This window comes from Tunturiibacter gelidiferens, assembly GCF_051013345.1.
In the GTDB taxonomy this organism is placed as follows: domain Bacteria; phylum Acidobacteriota; class Terriglobia; order Terriglobales; family Acidobacteriaceae; genus Edaphobacter; species Edaphobacter gelidiferens_A.
The window spans coordinates 3,539,086-3,557,074 of the sequence record NZ_CP132939.1 but is presented as its reverse complement, the minus strand read 5'-3'; the positions used below and the strand labels follow the sequence as shown (position 1 = coordinate 3,557,074).

Here is a 17,989-nt window from a genome sequence, read left to right as displayed (position 1 = left end):
GTAGACTTTGACCATTCTCAGATGAAAGACACGACACACCTTCTTTCTAAATCCAGTTTCAGGCTGGCGTTGATGTTTTTCTTTGTGGGTTTCTGGACACCACAAAGCGGGCTTACGCAGTGTGCGGGAACTGCGTCGACGCCTCGCTCGGCATCAGAATGTGCTGCGCATGCCGTTCCGTCGGGAAAAGTTGCAATCCTCGATCCTAAACGGGTGTACACACTTCCCGAATTGATCGATATAGCGGAACGCAATAATCCCCGCACTCGAATCGTTTGGGAGCAAGCGAAGCAAAAGGCCGAAGAGCTTGGGATAGAGAAGAGCGCTTACTACCCTGTGCTCGCTGGACTTGCGGTATTCGCTGACCAACGGACAATCGTCCCGTTTCCGGAGTCGTTGTTACCTCGCGGCTATTCTTCGGTTGAGATCCCGCTGATCCAACCCGAAGTCACGCTTCAGTATCTACTTTTTGACTTTGGGAAACGGGAGGCCAACGTCGACAGCGCGACAGCCGAAAAACTAGCCGCCGGCGCTAACTTCATCCAGGCGAATCAGGAAGTGGCTTTTCAAGTAGCTAGTGACTATTACAAGCTGCTTACTGCGCAGGAACGACTGCAGGCTGCACAGGAGACGCTTAAGACCGCGCAAACCACTCAGGATGCGGCCGAAGATCAGTTAGCAAATGGGCGCTCCACCTTGCCTGACGTGCTCAATGCCCGCGCCGAAACCTCGCAGGCCGTATTCGATTTGGAGTCTGCGGACGGCGACGAGAAAATCTCGCGAGTAACGCTTACCGAAGCGATAGGCGTGGAGCCTTCGCCGGATATAACCATCGACGCGCAGAAAGATTCCTCGTTGCCCGAATCGCTTACCCTTTCCATCAATGAGCTGATCGATCGAGCTCTGTCGGATCGGCCCGACCTGATGGCCCAGGCTGCAGAGATTCGCGCGGCTGACGATCAGGTGAGAGCGGCCAAAGCGGAGTATCGTCCAAAGATCGTCCTATCGGGCTCTGCAGCGCAGACCGCTATCTGGCCGACCGCGGACAACGGTCTGCTTGGTCATGCCAACGTGACTACCTGGTCGGCCGAGTTGGGAGTGGAGTGGCGGATCTTCGATGGAGGAGCTCGAAAAAACGGAGTGGCCATTGCCGAATCGAAGAGACGTGAGGCACAGGACGTAATGACCACGAAACACGATCAGGCAACACGGGAAGTTTGGACAGCGTTTATTGCTTTTCGTACGGCGCTGAGAAAAGAGCAGGCCGCACTTGCTCTGCTCGACTCCGCAAACACTTCGTACTCCGCTTCGCTGGAAGCGTATCAATATGGAGTGAAAAATTTGATCGATGTTGTTACAGCCGAAAGACAGTTAGCACAGGCTCGACTCTCCGGCGTCTCGGCACGATCTCAGCTGCTTCTGGAAGCTGTTGATCTAGAGTTTGTGACCGGAAACTTGCTTAGGACCAAACCACCCGCAACGAAACTACATACACAGGATGGCCAGAAGTGATGACCATTAGAAGCAAGCGTTCAGGTTCCGTATTAGCGTTGTGCCTACTCTGCGCCGGCTGCGACCATGCGCCGTCGATTGATATTATTGGCTCCTTTTTCCCAGTGTGGATGCTCTGTCTGTCGATTGCCGTGGTCCTCGCGTTCGTCGTACGTTACTTCCTGGTTCGATTCAAGTTGGACTCTGAGATTGGGCCGGTCGCGCTCTTTTACCCCAGTGTCGTCATACTCTTCACAAGCCTGCTCTGGCTGATTTTTTTCCGGTAAGGAGGACAAATGGAACAGGCAACCGAAGCTCTTGACCGTAAACAAATTGGCCGCAGGATTGCCATAGGTGTTGTGGCGTCCGCGGTAGTCGCCCTCGTTCTTGTCGTCCTCCAAACCGATCTTCACCCTCGCACCGACGACGCGAGCGTGCGGGCGAACTACATCGAGATTGCTCCCGAGGTAAGCGGCAGACTGGTTGAACTTCCTGTAAAAGACAATGCGTTCGTGAAGAAAGGCGACCTCCTGTTCTTCATCGATCCTCGCCCCTATGAGTATGCCCTGCAGCAAGCGTTGTCGGATCAGGAGGCACTCGAGCAGCAGATCATCGACGCGAAACGAAGAATCGCAGCCCAGAACAGCGCCGCCGAAGCCGCTCTTGCGGGCGTCCATAGCTCCAGAACCGGTGTCAAGACTGCTGGCAGCAGCATTGATGTGGCGAAGGCCACCGTCTCCCGATCTCAAGCATCAGTAGCGGCTGCAGAGGCTCACTTGAAGCTGGCCACCAATGACCTGCACCGCATCGAGCCACTGTTAAAAAACAGTACGTGACGGTAGAGCAGATCGATCAGGCTAATACCGCCGTCCGAGTCGCCCAGGGAAACTTCGATGAAGCCCAGGCTGCGCTGGCGCAATCGCAAGCTCAACTCGCCCAGTCGATCCTGCGACAACAAGAGGCGGATTCTGCCGCAGCGGAGTCGCAGGCGAAGCTGGGTCAGGCGATTCACACTATCGATACGGTCGACACGCTGATGTCGGAGCGACCGGGAAAGGCAGCCAAGGTGGACAGCGCTCGACTCGATCTGGAGCGTTGCCGTGTTGTCGCTCCCTTCAACGCCTACGTGACCAACATGAATATCTCCGTAGGCGAATACGCGCGTCCCGGCACCCCTCTTTTCACCCTAATAGACACACGGACCTGGTGGGTTGTCGCAAACTATCGCGAGTCGAAGGTGAAGAATATCGGCATCGGAGCGCATGTTGATGTGTATCTGATGGGACACCCTGATCGACGATTCAATGGAGTGGTCGAGAGTATCGGATATGGCGTCTTTCCAGCGGATGGAAACGTAAGCGGCGGACTACCCAACATCGACCGCACCTTGAACTGGGTCCATCTCTCCACGCGGTTCCCTGTTCGTGTTCGGGTAAAGGATCCCGATCCGGATCTGTTTCGTATCGGCGCTACCGCAGTAACGGTCGTGAGATAGCAGATGGTGGAGACATCTTTCTTCGGTACGATCTCGTCTCTAGGGCGAAAGCTCTGGGCGGATCTACAGCCCACGCCGGGGCGGCTCAACAGCTCTCTCCGTATCGTCCTTGCAACCATCATCGCTCTGATCCTCATGCTGACCTGGCAGATGCAGTCTATCTCCCTCGCCATGTATTTCGTCTTCCTCGTCGGACGCGACAGCCCCACAATCTCTTTTCGGACCGGTCTGATTTCGTTGCTCACCGTTGTAATTGCGATTGCAGTTGAGCTCGCGGTAATCAAGTTTAGCGATAACGATCCGATGGCCCGCGTACTGGGCGTCGCAATCGTTACCTTCGTTGCCGGTGTACTCGTGGCCTCGACCAACTTTCCGACTCTCGGATCCACCTGGGGACTAATCTTCTGCACCGTGATTGGGACCTGGGAACGGCATGTGCCTGCGGACAGATTGGTCAAAGGCTCGCTCTGGCTGATTGCATCTCTTTCCGTCGCGATCGGCTCTTCCGTTCTGGTGGAGTACCTCTTCGGCGATCGCGACCCCGTGAAGAAATTAGAAACACAGCGCATGATCCGATACCAGGCTCTGGCGAAGATGTTCACGGTCTACGCTCAAGGTGGAACACCAAAGGAGCGATCCGACGCAGCGATTCCTGTCTCTCGCCTCGCGTTGGCCGGCCCCGCTGGAATGCTGGAGCTATACAACAAAATCGCAGAGCGAGATCTCGATACCGGCTCCCTTCCTCCGGGGACACGCATGCGCGTCACGATGATCGCTCAGATCATGGATGTCGCCGCTGCCTTCGGCCTGCAAAATACTGAGAAAGATAGTCCGGAGCTAAGACGGCGCTGCGAAGTGATCGCAGAACAGTGTCGCGAATTGATCCCCGTTTTCATTCCAAAGCTCGAAAAGCGTCTGCAATTAATGCCCGAGAACAGTGTGACGTTGCTGGATCGAGTCGAAGCAGCTCTTCACGCTATTCTGACAATGCCCTCCGACTCCGCCGAAATGGGCAACAAAGAGTTGGTTGCGATGCCTGTAACCAAGGCGCCCTTTTTCATTCCAGGAGCGGTCGGCAGAAGCGACACGATCGCGTTTGGGCTCAAGATCAGCCTCTGCGCCACTCTCTGCTACATCGTCTACAACGCCGTGGATTGGCCGGGAATCTCGACCTCAGTGATTACCGTTGTCGTCACTGGCCTGAGCAGCAGCGGCGCAATCAAACAAAGACTCTTCTTCCGTCTCATTGGTTCGATCGTTGGCGGTCTCATCCTTGGTATCGGAGCGATCTCTCTTCTCTTTCCTCACATGGACTCGATCACCTCGCTGGTCATCCTCATAGGGCTCGTCGCATTCATCTCAGCCTGGACAGCCGCGGGACCAAGATTCAACTATGTAGGCTTACAGATGGCGTTTGCGTTTTACCTTGTGGCGTTTGAAGATTTCAGCGCTCCCACCGTACTCGCACCCGCACGCGACCGCTTTGTGGGCATACTCCTCGCACTTCTGGTCATGTGGTTTGTCTTCGATCAGATCTGGCCAGTGCGCACTGTCACCGTCATGCGTCAGAGCCTTGCAGGCGTTCTCAAAACCATTGCGAATTTCCTCCGTCTTATCGAACCTGGCCCCGACCGCAAAGATCTGTTTCAACGAGCCGATGCCCTGCGCGATCAGGTCGGCAAGACCGTCGTAGCGCTTCGATCCATGAACGACGCGGTCGATTACGAGTTCGGTGTAGACCGGGAAAGCCATGTCCGCTCGAGTGAAATGATTCTCCGAACCTCGCTCACTGCAGGAACGTTCTTTTGGAATCAGTTCGCAGTTCTCCACCATGAAGGAGACAAAGATTTTCTCACTGAACCTGATCTGATCGAAATGCGTCGAAAACTAGCAGAGTATATTGATGAGCTGGCCGTAGGGGTTGCGAAAAAGACTGCCCCCACAATGGTTCCCACGACTGCTCTTCTCCCTCCAGCGATCCTGAATGACCCGCGCTACGGGGAGTATTCTCGCAATACGATCGCGCGGTTCGAAGAACTTCAGGCGTTCGCGCTAAGGCTAAGCCACGAAGCCTAACGCTCCTGAAACCAGCCTCACAGTGAAGGGATCAGGCGTCAACGACAAACACGATCCTTTGGATCAAGAGTGTGGAAGGCTGACAGCATACAAATACCAGGCAGCATGGGGAAGCCACTGCTCGGTCCAGCGCCAGTCTTCATCCTTGCCGGTCACTGCGTATCCCTCGTTGAAAGCAATGCCGTCTTCATCGTCGGCAGCCGCAGTAATACCGTTGAGGATCGAGCCTGGAGCGCTGGTGTACTTATAAGAACGAAAGAACATATACGGCGCATTTCCATGGCCGCTCCCCATCAGCATGCTTCTGTCAAATGGATTCCGTCCGAGAATCCAGTGCAACTGATTCCAGGCATATTCCTGGAGCTGTGATTGAAAGACGGGGTCAGCGTCGAAGAGCGGAGCTGCCATGCGTGCAGCAGCCGATAGCGAGGCCAATCGAGCATCTTCGCCTTGCCACCACGGCGCTGCCTCGGAGTCGTGGGGAAAGAAAAACGCGCTGCGGACCTTTCCATCTCCCATACGAACCAGCTGTCTGGCGTAGCCGAATGGATTGTTGACCTCCGACGTGATACCAAGCTCAAAACGTAACGACCTTTCCACGACGGTCCGGACATGTTTCTGTGCATCAGGCAAAGCAATCTGCGCATATTCAAGCAAACTAACGATAGGTAAGCCCGCGTCTGATGGGTGGAAGTACGGTCGTCTCCCGTCATCAGCTCGCCAATAGTCGTGGCGACCTTCAGCACTTGTAAGACGCTCCATCAAATTCAGTGCTCGGCGATCAGCTGCCAAACGATACCTTTCCTGCCTCGTTGCCCGATATAGTTCAGTAGCAGCCATCAGCGCACAGTAGTCGTCGAGGATGTTTTCCTTCCCGTCGTTGAGCAACTCGCGATTGTGTGCATCGAGAAATCGAAACGCTTCCTCAGCGGTACGAAGGTATTCGATGCGAGGCAGATCGCCGTCTATCGGCATAGTACTCGCGAGTGCTAGAGCGGCAATGGCCATGCCTCCTCCAGCACGAAAGCTGGCCTCGTAAGCGTGCGGACCCTCGGCAATTTGTATCTGCTCGGTCGAATCGGAGGCATTCTTCTTTATCTGCGTTCGCCAGTTGGGATTGCCGATCGCACGATCCTGAGGCAGCTTATCTTTTCCGGGGGCCGTTATACTCTCGAAGAATGAGCCATCCGGTCGTTTGATTCGTACGAGAAAGTCAGCGCCAAAGAGCCCCTCATCCAGCATTCGCCGCAAGTACTCGCTGAAATTATCGTCATGTCGCGCTTCAAGAACTCGATAACTCTTCAACAAAGTCCACGCGACCAGCGGCACCTGTTGAGGATTGAAGTAGGAGGTGAGATTTTGATGAGAAAGATGGATTCCGTAATCGCCGGTCGCGTCATACCAGCCTCCATGAACATCTACAAAGCCTGACTGGCCCACCGGTAGGGGAAGATGACGATCCGCCTGATCCATCAAGCCACTGGCGCGTTGTCCTTTGAAGTAATAGATGACATTGGAGAGGGTATTACGTTCGAGAAGATCGTCATCGATATCGAAGGGGCAAGAACGCACCGGGCTGGCGGTCGACTGAATCTGAACCGCGTAGTGGCCAACGACACGCCACAAGGAAAAGTCTGCCGTCCAGAATACTCGGCCACCCCATGAATCTACAGGGCCTTTAGGAATCAGGCTTCCGGTCAGCACAATCTGGCCGCTTGTCGTATCAACTAGCGAGAACTTCTCCGGGTGGTCCCGCACCGTCCCAACTACAATTGCATCTTTGGGCGACCGCGTTTCATAGCCGACCTGATCGACTACGACGTTTAACTGTCCCATAGCCGTCAATGGGAATACCGCGAGAAAGCAACCCGCTAAAGCGATCATCCTTGGGTGTTTAATTTTTCTAATCCTCGAAAACTATTTGCGGAATAAAAGATTATGCGAACCGGACGTGTTGCGATCTGAGGATGTCAGAACTCTCATTGCTTCAACCTGTCTGGACGACTATACTCATCGTCTAATCTCGAAACCAGAAAAAGCACAAAGCAGCCGTCTGTTTCACTCAGGATCACGCCAGGAGGGAATCGGCAGACAAACGCAGCGTGTAAGGGACTTTGGAAAATGCTCTCGATCGGGATCAGTTCCACGGATCGTCCGATTCCGTTCGTCAGCAAAGCTGCATACAGAACCCTTTTTCCCAGGAGACCTAGTGGAAAAACCCGATGCCCAATCTTTTGCTTACACGCTGTCGTTAGATAAAAACGGGTTCGTTCCGTTGTACTACCAGATTCAACAGGCTTTGATAGACAAGATTCAGGCGGGCGAGCTGGCCGTCGGCGATTGCCTTCCCTCAGAGTATGAACTGGCGCGTTCCTATCAGGTAAGCCGAATGACTGCTCGACAGGCCCTGCATAACCTGAAGAGTCGAGGCTACGCGCTCAGCCAAAAAGGGCGAGGCACTTATGTCACCCGTCCCAAGTTGGAGAAAAACATCATGCACCTCAGGGGTTTCACCGAGGACATGAAACGACACGGGATGATGCCAAGTTCACGACTCCTGGCGCAAACCGTCCTGCAAGCAAAAGGAATTCTTACGGACCAGCTTCGAGTGGAAGAAGGTTCGGCAGTGCTGCAACTCCGTCGCCTGCGCATTGCGAATGGAACTCCGTTGGCACTCGAAGAATCGCACATTCCTTTGAAACACTACCCCGGACTCGAACGAACTGATTTTTCGTCAGAGTCCCTTTACAAGGTCCTTCGCGACAAATACGGCGTTCGCGCTGCCTGGGCCGATGAAGTACTCGAGGCCTCGCCAGCAACCAGCGAAGAGTCGGACTTGCTGTCCATTCCGAAGAACACGATTATGCTGTCGATCTCCCGGGTCATCATGACGACTGCAGAGATACCAATTGAAGTGGCGTGTTCTCGTTATTGCGGCCACCGATACCGCGCGTCCATCCGAGTCCCAACCACCACGATCGAGTAAGTAGGCCTGGCCCGCGACGAAACAATTCCTTACGCAAATCGAATCCGGTCGGCGATTTGTCGTCTACCCACGTATTACGGCAAACCCTCGTATCTGGAGGGTCCGTGTTCCCTGCCACCGGATTAGAAGCTCTGCAATTTCGGCGAGACGTCTCATATGCTCCAAAGTCTTTTTCCGCCCTTCCGGGATGGCCCAAAAAATCTCTTGCACTTCAGTACAGTTGTCTATACGATCTGTCATCCGCACATTTGAATTTTTGAACAAATCCTGTCTTTCTTTTGATTACACAGAACAGAACTTCCTGCTTTTTCGGGAGATTTAGTATCCGCATTCAGAAGAGATCACAGGTGCGATGAACGGGCAATTCGTTTTCGACGTGTGGACTATTCACGAAGTCTGACTGTTTCCAGTGGGGCACTGATCTGTTGCAGCAAGCATGATGGGCCAGAACAAGCCGACCGCGAAACTTCGCATAGGCACAAGCAATTCACTCGGAAATCTACTTTTGGAGGAACGCAATGCACAAAGGACTAAAGCTCGGCTTTTGTTGTCTTTCAGCGTTAGCGCTGGTCATCGCGACCTGTCTGCCAGCGTTCACGCAGACCATCACCGGTTCTATTACTGGTATCGTGACCGATCCAACCGGGGCTGTCGTGACGGGTGCGAAGGTAACCGCTACCAACGTCCTAACAGGTGTAGCCACTCCGACTGTGACCAATCCGAGTGGCATCTATTCTCTCCATTTCTTGCAGATCGGACAGTACAAGATCACCGTCGAATCCACCAGCTTTTCTCCTCAAAGTACCAGTGTCTTTTCGCTTGAGGTCGATCAGGAAGCCAGGGTGAACGTGGCCTTGAAGGTCGGCGGCACAAACAGCAATGTGGTGGTCACGGACACGGCTCCCATCCTGAATACCGAGAACGCGACGACCGGAGACACGATTACAGCGGCGGCCTCTACGGAACTACCGCTGCAGAGCCGGAATTTCTCTTCGCTCACACTGCTGGTAGCAGGAGCCATCTCACCGAATCCGCAGGCCCTGGATAACGTCGGTCGGAGCGCCTACAACGGCGGATTCTTCGTTAACGGCAATCGTGAACAGGGCAACAACTATACGCTCGACGGCGCCGACATCAACGAAGCAATCGACAACTACATCGGCTACAGCCCAAACGTTGACGCGTTGGGTGAAATTCGTATCATCACCGGAAATTCCACAGCCGAGTATGGCAACGCGAACGGCGGCCAGGTAGTCATGGTCACCAAAAGCGGAACAAATAAGTTTCATGGCAACGCCTTCTTCTTCGGTGAAAACCAAAACCTGAACGCATCCCCATGGAACGCAGGATCACGGCCGCCGCTCAATCGCGCTATATTCGGCGGCACCTTGGGCGGCCCAATTTTCAAGGACAAGCTCTTCTTCTTTGTGGACTATCAGGGCGCACGCCAGCATAGCGACACGGTCGAGCAGCGTACGGTCGTCACCGCCGCCGACCGTAGCCGCACGGACATCACCAGTCCGGCGGCCCGCTATCTCTTCGCACATCCCGAAATCTACCCTTTGCCGAACACGACCCCAGCTCCGAATTCTTCAGTGAACTACATTGGCTCTTCCGGTCAGGCTACCGTGAACGATCAAGGTGACGCAAAGGTCGACTGGCGCGCAACAAATCGCGACACCCTCTCAGGCCGCCTCTCAATCGGACGGGAACGCTCCGGTTTCTCCAAAGTGGCTCTGCCCACGGATATTCCTACCAATAACAACGATCCGTACACGGGCTTCATCGTGAACTGGACCCATGTCTTTTCTTCCAGCATCGTCAATGAAGCGCGCGCCGGTTATGGCCGCACCCGATATATCCAAACACCTACCGATGTCTCCGGAAATTGGGGAGTCACCGGCAACGCGAAGCTCGGCATCCCGGGAACACAGCTCGTCCCTGGTTTCAGCACCCTTGTGATCGGAAACGGGCCAAACTCCGGCACCGTCGACGATATCGGTGCGCCATCGGGCCAGGACGGCAACGGCGCCTATGGCGGCATTGACAGTGACAGCATTGTGAACGCTTACACCTACGGCGACAACCTCACCTGGCAGCACGGAAAGCAAACCATAAAGCTCGGTGTGCAGGTCCTGCGCTACCAGGAGAACCGGTACTACTCAGGCAATGACGGAACGTTGGGTTTCTTTAACTTCAACAGCTCGGTCGACGACTTTCTGCACGACAGTGTTACGAACGAGGGACAGGGTGCTCTAACCGGTCGCTGGGGCCAGCGTCAGTATCGCGACGCTGCCTTCGTGCAGGACGACTATAAGCTCAGCCCCAACCTTACCGTCAACCTCGGTCTCCGCTGGGAATACGATCAGCCCTACACCGAAGTCAACAACAAGCAGGCAAACATCAACCTCACGACTGGCGCAATCACAAATGCCGGTGTCAATGGCGCACCTCGCGCTCTTTACAACGCTTACTGGGCAGGATTCATGCCCAGGCTAGGTTTCGCCTGGTCGCCGGAGACCTTCCACGAAAAATTCGTTCTCCGTGGAGGATACGGAATCACCAACTTCCTCGAAGGAACGGGGCGAATCTTCGCCTGACGCTCAACCCGCCATTCTTCGTCGACGCATCGTGCACCGTCGGCCTTCCCTGCGCCAACGGAGGTCCATTGACAATTACAAGCGGATTCTTTCGACCGTCCGACCCTTCCGTGTATTCGGGTAACGTGCGCGCCTGGCAGAAGAATCTCAAGCCCGCTCTCATCCAGCAATTCAACTTGACCTCTGAGTATGAGCTCGACAGCTTTACATCGCTAACAGTTGCATACCTGGGGCAGAACGGTAACCATCTGGTAGATCCCCGCGAGGGCAACCAGCGCGCCTGCCTCACGTGTGCGCTCCCCATTACGACTCTGTCAGTTTTGAATCCAGCGCTCAGCCAGATTACAAATATCAGCTTCACAGAGTCAGAAGCCGTGATGAACTACAACTCGCTGCAGGTAACTGGACGTCGTCGCCTCAGTCACGGCCTCGAGTTCCTCGCCAACTGGACTTACAGCAAGGGCCTGAGCAACAACCTTGGCTACTACGGAGCCAGTGGTGGCGCGGGCGACTCACAGAGCGCCTACTGGCAGGATGCGTACAACGGAGGAGCCGACTACGGTCCGGAGTTCTTCGATTCACGTCACAACATCTCCGTCTCCGGATACTATGAGCTGCCCTTCGGTCGCGGACGTCAGTTTGGAAGCGGTATCAACCGCTTTGCGGACGAAGCCATCGGAGGCTGGAAGTTCAGCACCATTATGAGCTTCCATACCGGCTTCCCAATCACGGTGAACTCAAACGCCCTTTACTCAACCACGGTCAATGCAAGGGCCTCACGCGCTAATCACCTTCGTCCGATGAAGGTAGTTGGACGAACGTCTCATAGCTGGTTTGGAACCGATCCTTCGGCCCAGCCTTGTGCCAACGATACTGACAATGGTCTCTGTGGTTATAGCGCAGAGAGCGCGTTTCGGTTCGGCAACGCCTCTGTTGGATCAGAACGTGCCCCAAGTTATCAGCAGGTTGATCTGTCTCTCTCGAAAGACTTCGCAATCACTGAAGGAAGCCATCTGGAGTTCCGCAGCGACTTCCTGAACGCCTTCAACATGGTCTCCCTCTCTCCGCCGAGCAACAATGCCACCCCCGGCAACTCGTTCGGGCAGATCACCTCCGCAGTCAACGAACCTCGTAACATCCAACTCGCACTGAAGGTAGTCTTCTAACCTCCAGGCGACTATTTCCTAAGGACGGCGAAGACAATTTCGCCGTCCTTCCTTTTGGATGTCTAATCAGAGACTCTCTTACTGCAAGGACATCTCGAGACCACAAGGCATATCTCGTCTGGCGAGCTGTGATAACAATCCATGAAAAATCACTACAGTTTTTTCGAGCTCATAATGGGTCGCCCACTCTCGTTGGCGTTGGGTATCCTCATTCTAGCTATGCACAGCCCCGTCCCTTCACAAGCTGCAACGCCCCTCACACATAAAAAAGAGGTCATTGCATACATTTTTCCAAAAGACAGGATCATTGCACCCGGAGAAATAACAGCAGGAAAATTGACGCGGATCAACTACGCGTTTGCCAACCTGCAAAACGGTCAAATTGTAGAAGGCTTCGCGCACGATGCTGAGAACTTCGCGGCCCTCAATGCTCTAAAACACGACAACCCATCTCTCACTATATTGGTTTCAGTTGGCGGTTGGACATGGTCCGGTGATTTCTCTGACATGGCCCTTACAGAACAAAGCAGAAAGATCTTCATCGATAGCGCGGTCAAATTCGTAGAAAAATACCAGTTGGATGGCCTCGATATCGATTGGGAGTACCCCGGAATGCCTGGCGATAATCATCGCTTTCGCCCCGAAGACAAGCAAAACTACACTCTTCTTCTCAAAGAGCTGAAGTCAAGATTCGATCACGAGGAGAAGAGCCTTCATCGGCACCTCCTGACTTCTATCGCTACCGGTGCTTCAACTGAATTCCTCGAACACACTGAAATGGGTAAGGTGCAAAAATACGTGGACACCGTCAACCTGATGTCCTACGACTACTACGTTCCAAGTTGGGATAAAACCACCGGGCACCATGCGCCTCTCTTCATCAATCCAGCCGATCCAAAAAATCTCCGCCGACCGCACTATTCACGAGTATGAGAGTGCTGGCGTGCCCGCGAAAAAATTAGTGCTCGGCGTGCCCTTCTATGGAAAGAGCTGGACTCAGGTTCCCGACCAAAGCCACGGACTTTTTCAGCCCGGCAAGGAAGCACCCAATACCTACCTCCCGTACAACTCTTTATCCAGCCTGCAGGGTGACGGTTACACTCGCTATTGGGATGCGCAGGCTTCTGCCCCGTATCTCTACAATCGCGACACCCAGACCTTCATATCGTATGAGGACCCGGAGTCACTAAAGAAGAAGTGCGAGTATGTGATTGATCACAAGCTAGCCGGCGTCATGTTCTGGGAGTACTCCGGTGACTCGGCCAACACCCTCCTTGATTCGATCAATATCGGTCTGCAGCAACACTCCACGACGCCACCGGAGTCCAAGTGAATTCGACGATTGAACTTCCGCTCACGCGCATTACCAGTTCAACCCGCGCCAACCGCGTCGCATCCGTCGATATCTTTCGCGGACTCACGATGACTCTGATGATCTTTGTCAACGAATTGGCCGCAGTCAAAGGTCTTCCCTGGTGGAACTATCACGCACTCGCAAAGGTCGACGCCATGACCTACGTCGATATGGTGTTCCCAGCTTTCCTATTCATCCTCGGAATGACAATTCCCATCGCCCTGGAACATCGCCTTCGTAAAAATCCATCCATGCCGGCTCTCTGGCTCCATGTGATCCTGCGAACGATCGCCTTAATCGTCCTCGGCCTCATTCTCGCAAACGCAGAGCTTGGAAGCCGTTCGCTGATGGGGATAGATCCGATGCTGTGGACCATCCTGGCGCTTACCGGTGCCGTACTTTATTGGAACGTATACAGCCGCTCCGAACGCCACCAAACTCTATTTCGAATCCTGCGGTTTTCCGGTCTGGCACTAATGGTGGTGATGTTTGCCATCTTCCGCAGAACGACGCTTGACGGACACGCAGCATGGATCAGCACATCTTATCCAGAGATCCTCGGACTGCTCGGATACACGTACCTCGCAGTCTCAATCCTATACATCGCAACTCGACGATGGCGCTGGGCACCCCTCGTGTGGTTCATCGCCATGACCGTCCTCTGCATCGCATCAACGGCAAAGTGGATTTTATTTCTCCACGGCGTTCCACTCTACCTATGGCCCTTCGGCAACGGGGCCATGGCTTCGATCGCTTTAGCCGGTGTAGTCACTTCGGGCATCTTCGTAGACAACCGCAGCCCCCGATGGAACACCTTTCGACAGAAATCTGTCGCGGCCATCTCATTCGCCAGCATCACGCTCTTATGCGGATGGCTCCTTACTCCATTGGGCATCTCAAAGATACGCGCCACGCCAACCTGGTGTCTCTACAGCGTTGGCTGCAGCGTATTGGTATTCACGCTGCTCTACTGGATCTGCGATGTCAGGCGAGCGGTTCGCTGGGCCGCATTTACGCGTCCGGCCGGCGAAAATACCCTTCTGACCTATCTGCTCCCCGACTTCTATTTCTTTATCGCCTCTGCGTGTGGTTTCACATACTTCGCGGAACACGCTAACTCAGGCTTCCCGGGCGTAATAAGGTGCCTGATCTTCACAGCATTGATTCTGGCGCTAGCTGCACTTCTGACCAAGTGGAAACTAAGACTCCAGATCTGACCGATACGAAATCGCGCTAGCCACGGCTAGGACTCTTCCCCAGCAGCTCTCGCGCAATCACCATTCGCTGAATCTCGCTCGTCCCTTCGCCAATCGGGCAGAGTCTTACATCCCGGTAAAACTTCTCCGCCGGATAATCCTTGATGAACCCATACCCCCCATGAATCTGCACGCCCTCGTCGCAGATCCTGCACGCAGCCTCGCTCGCATACAGCTTCGCCATCGCAGACTCCAGCGTCACTTTCTTGCCCGCATCCTTCATCTGCGCGGCACGCATCGTCAACAACCACGCTGCATCGAGCTGCGTCGCCATGTCCGCCAGTTTGAATTGAATCGCCTGAAACTCGCTAATAGCCTTCCCAAACTGCCGTCTCTCCTGCGCATACTTCATCGCCGCATCGAGCGCCCCTCGCGCCATCCCCAAACTCAGCGCAGCGATTGAAATTCTTCCTCCATCCAGCACGCGCATAGCATCTTTGAACCCGTCTCCCTCTTTCCCAACCAGGTTCTCCAATGGAACCTCGCAGTCCTCGAAGATCAATTCCGCTGTGTCGCTCGCCCGCAGCCCCAGCTTGTTCTCCTTCCGACCCGAGCGAAACCCCTTCGTTCCGCGCTCCACCACGAACCCCGAGATCCCGCCGCGAGTTCCTTCTCCTTATCCGTCACCGCGAGCACCACCGCGCAGTTCGCATAGCTTCCATTGGTGATGAACGTCTTACTCCCATTCAGCACCCATCTGTCGCCCTGCTTTACGGCCGTAGTGCGCGCGCCGCCAGCATCCGAGCCCGAACCCGGCTCCGTCAACCCCCACGCACCCAGCCACTGGCCACTGGCCAGCTTTGGAATCCACCGTTTTCTCTGCTCATCGTTCCCACAAAGCATGATGTGATTCGTACAAAGTGAGTTATGCGCCGCGACGATAATTCCTACACTCCCATCGACGCGCGAAAGTTCCTCAATCGCGAGCACATACTCCACGTAACCCATACCCGCTCCGCCCAGAGACTCGGGAAAGATCACCCCCAGCAGACCCATCTCCCCAAGCTTCTTCACCACCTCGTGCGGAAACTCGCTTTTCTCATCCCACTCCGAGACATGCGGCGCAATTTCGCCTTCGGCAAACGCCCGTACTGCGCTCTGCAACTGCTTCTGCTCATCGGTCAACCCAAACATGGACCCCTCCAAAGGCTTCATAACCTGCGCTAATACATGTATCACATCCATGCATACTCTGGCACGCTGCCGAACAGGTGTACCTTGCTCTGTCAGGGCGAATTCTGTGGTCCTCCGTTGGGTCGGAGTTGATTATCCCGACCAACGGGAGCACTGACACCTGTTCCTCGCCACCGCAAGGTATACAAGTCACGAAGTGACCGCCCTCCGCGCAGGAGGCCCGTCCGGCAGGACACCGCTTCAGATCTTATCCAGAGCTTGCGCCAAATCCGCGACGATATCCTCCACATCCTCAATCCCCACCGAAACCCGCATCAATCCGTCCGTAATTCCCAGACGCGCGCGACCCTCCGCTCCCACCGCAGCATGCGTCATCGTTGCCGGATGACATATCAGCGTCTCCACCCCTCCCAGGGATTCCGCCAGCAGTCCAAGCCGAAGCGCCTTTGCAAACTTGTTTGCCTTCTCCAGCGACCCCAGTTCCATCGAAATCATGGACCCGAACCCGTGCTGTTGCCGTTTCGCCAGTTCATGCTGCGGATGCTCAACCAACCCTGGATAAAACACCTGCTGCACCTTTGCATGGCTCTTCAAAAATCAGCAACCACGCGGCCATTTGCATCATGCTGCTTCATCCGCACCGCCAGCGTCTTCACTCCACGCAGCAGCAGATAGCTCTCAAACGGCGACAAGATTCCGCCCGTACACTTCTGCACAAACCGAAAGTTCTCTGCATGCTCCCGCTTGGTGCAGATCAGCACGCCGCCCAGCCCGTCCGAGTGGCCGTTCAAAAACTTCGTCGTCGAGTGCATCACGATGTCGGCACCCAGTGCGATCGGCTGCTGCAGGTAGGGCGACAGGAATGTGTTGTCAACACTCAGTTCCACGCCCTTCGCATGGCAGATCCTCGCCACCGCGCCAATATCCGTCAGCGACATCATTGGATTGGTCGGCGTCTCGATATGCACAAGCTTCGTCGCCGGAGTAATCGCAGCGGCAACATTCTCGGCCACGCTCGTATCGACGTAGGTAAACGTCAACCCGTAGTTTGTCAGCACCTTGTCGAACAGCCGCCCGGTCCCACCATACACATTATCCGAGCAGACTACATGGTCGCCCGACTTCATCATCGTGCATAGCGCGGTGATAGCCGCCATTCCGCTGCCGAACACATGAGCGCTCGTCCCACCTTCCAGGGAACACAGGCTCTCCTCCAACGCATCCCGTGTCGGATTAGTCAGCCGGGCGTACTCATGCCCCTTGTTCTTTCCGATCTCCTCCTGCTGATACGTCGAGGTCAGATAAATCGGTACGTTCACCGCGCCAGTCAGTTCATCCGGAGCCTGTCCATCATGAATCGCCCGCGTTGCAAAACCATGTCTCTTCTTCGCTTCCATTATTTGTAACCTCAATAATCACAATCTATTCGCAATCCAGAACTAATTCAGCAATTCCTTCGACAAATACCGCTCCGCCGAATCCGGAATCACCGTCACCACTCTCTTCCCCGCTCCAAGCTCCCGCGCCACATCAACCGCCGCGCACAACATCGCTCCCGCGCTGGACCCTGCAAACACACCTTCTTCCGCAGCCAGCCGTTTCACCATCTCCAACGCCGGCTCGTCCATCACCATCATCACGCGATCGCATACGGAGCGGTCAAACGTCGCAGGTATAAACGAAACTCCAATTCCCTCTACCTTATGCGGCCCTGGCTCCCCACCCTCCAGAACGCTCCCCTGCGGCTCTACGGCAACGGTCAAGATCTCTGCCCGTTTCTTCTTGAGAAACCGGGCGACTCCAGTAAACGTCCCCGCTGATCCCACGCCCGAGACCCATGCGTCCACGCGGCCTTCCATCTGTTCCCAGATCTCTGCCGCCGTCGTCTCCTCATGAAAGTCAGGGTTCGCCGGATTCTCAAACTGCAGCGCAGCGAACGCCCCCGGCGTCTCTTTCTCGAATTGCAAGGCCATCCGAATCGCCCCCGCCATGCCATCGGCCTCAGGAGTCCGCACCACTGTCGCTCCGAGTCCGCGCATCAGCTTGCACTTCTCCTCGGCAAACTGCTCCGGCACATACAGCATCACCTTGTACCCGCGATTGACTCCGATCAGCGCCAGCCCAACACCAGTATTCCCGGCCGTCGCCTCCACTATCGTGCCGCCAGGCTGCAGCACGCCCCGTCGCTCAGCGTCCAGCACAATCCCAAGCGCAGCTCTGTCCTTGATACTCCCACCCGGATTCAAGAACTCCAGCTTCGCCCAGATCTCTGCGCAGTTCTCGCTACCACTTCTCAGTTCAAGACGGCGAAGACGCACCATTGGCGTCTGCCCTACTAATTCCAAAATGCTCTCAACGACCTTCATCAATCCAATCCTTCACACACAAAATCGACCGTCATTCAACGTACTAACAGACGGAGGTATCCCAA

At 55.0% G+C, this 17,989-nt stretch carries 13 protein-coding genes and 2 pseudogenes; 11 read left to right on the top strand and 4 right to left on the bottom strand.

The genetic code is table 11. The features are described 5' to 3' along the window. The first annotated feature begins 21 nt into the window (after positions 1-21). From RBB80_RS17840 to RBB80_RS17820, 5 genes are read left to right on the top strand one after another with little or no spacing between them, the layout of a single operon-like run. Positions 22-1,512 (top strand): TolC family protein, encoded by a 1,491-nt coding sequence (locus RBB80_RS17840; RefSeq protein WP_433963831.1) that lies wholly within the window; start codon positions 22-24, stop codon positions 1,510-1,512. Beyond that, on the top strand, positions 1,512-1,778 hold the full coding sequence (locus tag RBB80_RS17835) for a YtcA family lipoprotein (protein WP_433963830.1): 267 nt from the start codon (positions 1,512-1,514) through the stop codon (positions 1,776-1,778). Before RBB80_RS17840 ends, RBB80_RS17835 begins: the two co-directional genes overlap by 1 nt. Before the next feature lie 9 nt (positions 1,779-1,787). Next, entirely contained in the window at positions 1,788-2,327 is a 540-nt protein-coding gene (locus RBB80_RS17830) for a biotin/lipoyl-binding protein (protein ID WP_433963829.1), read from the top strand. Then, on the top strand, positions 2,324-2,986 hold the full coding sequence (locus RBB80_RS17825) for an efflux RND transporter periplasmic adaptor subunit (protein ID WP_433963828.1): 663 nt from the start codon (positions 2,324-2,326) through the stop codon (positions 2,984-2,986). The genes RBB80_RS17830 and RBB80_RS17825 overlap by 4 nt, the downstream gene beginning before the upstream one ends. A gap of 3 nt (positions 2,987-2,989) precedes the next feature. Continuing rightward, positions 2,990-5,062 (top strand): FUSC family protein, encoded by a 2,073-nt coding sequence (locus RBB80_RS17820; RefSeq protein ID WP_433963827.1) that lies wholly within the window; start codon positions 2,990-2,992, stop codon positions 5,060-5,062. Positions 5,063-5,125: 63 nt separating this feature from the next. Here RBB80_RS17820 and RBB80_RS17815 read toward each other — a convergent pair whose 3' ends face one another. Then, the gene (locus tag RBB80_RS17815; RefSeq protein WP_433963826.1) at positions 5,126-6,898 is read right to left on the bottom strand and encodes a glycoside hydrolase family 9 protein; all 1,773 of its coding nucleotides are present in this window, start codon (positions 6,896-6,898) and stop codon (positions 5,126-5,128) included. A gap of 373 nt (positions 6,899-7,271) precedes the next feature. On the opposite strand from RBB80_RS17815, the gene RBB80_RS17810 reads away from it, so the two are divergent. The 6 genes from RBB80_RS17810 to RBB80_RS17785 all read left to right on the top strand — a co-directional run bounded on the left by RBB80_RS17810 (position 7,272) and on the right by RBB80_RS17785 (position 14,385). After that, positions 7,272-8,048 (top strand): GntR family transcriptional regulator, encoded by a 777-nt coding sequence (locus tag RBB80_RS17810; RefSeq protein WP_433963825.1) that lies wholly within the window; start codon positions 7,272-7,274, stop codon positions 8,046-8,048. Positions 8,049-8,566: 518 nt separating this feature from the next. After that, on the top strand, positions 8,567-10,648 hold the full coding sequence (locus tag RBB80_RS17805; RefSeq protein ID WP_433963824.1) for a carboxypeptidase regulatory-like domain-containing protein: 2,082 nt from the start codon (positions 8,567-8,569) through the stop codon (positions 10,646-10,648). 68 nt (positions 10,649-10,716) lie between these two features. Next, a complete protein-coding gene (locus RBB80_RS17800) occupies positions 10,717-11,814 on the top strand; it encodes a hypothetical protein (RefSeq protein WP_433963823.1) in 1,098 nt (365 codons plus the stop codon). Between the two features lie 141 nt (positions 11,815-11,955). After that, entirely contained in the window at positions 11,956-12,747 is a 792-nt protein-coding gene (locus RBB80_RS17795) for a glycoside hydrolase family 18 protein (protein WP_433963822.1), read from the top strand. A gap of 10 nt (positions 12,748-12,757) precedes the next feature. Then, on the top strand, positions 12,758-13,147 hold the full coding sequence (locus RBB80_RS17790) for a glycosyl hydrolase family 18 protein (RefSeq protein ID WP_433963821.1): 390 nt from the start codon (positions 12,758-12,760) through the stop codon (positions 13,145-13,147). After that, positions 13,144-14,385, top strand: a complete 1,242-nt coding sequence (locus tag RBB80_RS17785) for a DUF5009 domain-containing protein (RefSeq protein WP_433963820.1) — start codon at positions 13,144-13,146, stop codon at positions 14,383-14,385. Before RBB80_RS17790 ends, RBB80_RS17785 begins: the two co-directional genes overlap by 4 nt. 16 nt (positions 14,386-14,401) lie before the next feature. Here RBB80_RS17785 and RBB80_RS17780 read toward each other — a convergent pair. From RBB80_RS17780 to cysK, 3 genes and pseudogenes are all read right to left on the bottom strand, one after another. Continuing rightward, positions 14,402-15,558: pseudogene (locus tag RBB80_RS17780) on the bottom strand (acyl-CoA dehydrogenase). Positions 15,559-15,798: 240 nt separating this feature from the next. Then, a pseudogene (locus RBB80_RS17775) lies at positions 15,799-16,955 on the bottom strand (trans-sulfuration enzyme family protein). Between the two features lie 42 nt (positions 16,956-16,997). Continuing rightward, positions 16,998-17,924, bottom strand: coding sequence for a cysteine synthase A (gene cysK, locus RBB80_RS17770; protein WP_433963819.1), 927 nt, complete (start codon positions 17,922-17,924; stop codon positions 16,998-17,000). Positions 17,925-17,989 lie beyond the last annotated feature (65 nt).

Excerpts from the sequence above, each read along its gene's own strand:
- RBB80_RS17840 (WP_433963831.1), top strand. The coding sequence starts at position 22 with ATGAAAGACACGACACACCTTCTTTCTAAATCCAGTTTCAGGCTGGCG.
- RBB80_RS17835 (WP_433963830.1), top strand. The coding sequence starts at position 1,512 with ATGACCATTAGAAGCAAGCGTTCAGGTTCCGTATTAGCGTTGTGCCTA.
- RBB80_RS17830 (WP_433963829.1), top strand. The coding sequence starts at position 1,788 with ATGGAACAGGCAACCGAAGCTCTTGACCGTAAACAAATTGGCCGCAGG.
- RBB80_RS17820 (WP_433963827.1), top strand. The coding sequence starts at position 2,990 with ATGGTGGAGACATCTTTCTTCGGTACGATCTCGTCTCTAGGGCGAAAG.
- RBB80_RS17815 (WP_433963826.1), bottom strand. The coding sequence starts at position 6,898 with ATGGGACAGTTAAACGTCGTAGTCGATCAGGTCGGCTATGAAACGCGG.
- RBB80_RS17805 (WP_433963824.1), top strand. The coding sequence starts at position 8,567 with ATGCACAAAGGACTAAAGCTCGGCTTTTGTTGTCTTTCAGCGTTAGCG.
- RBB80_RS17795 (WP_433963822.1), top strand. The coding sequence starts at position 11,956 with ATGAAAAATCACTACAGTTTTTTCGAGCTCATAATGGGTCGCCCACTC.
- cysK (WP_433963819.1), bottom strand. The coding sequence starts at position 17,924 with ATGAAGGTCGTTGAGAGCATTTTGGAATTAGTAGGGCAGACGCCAATG.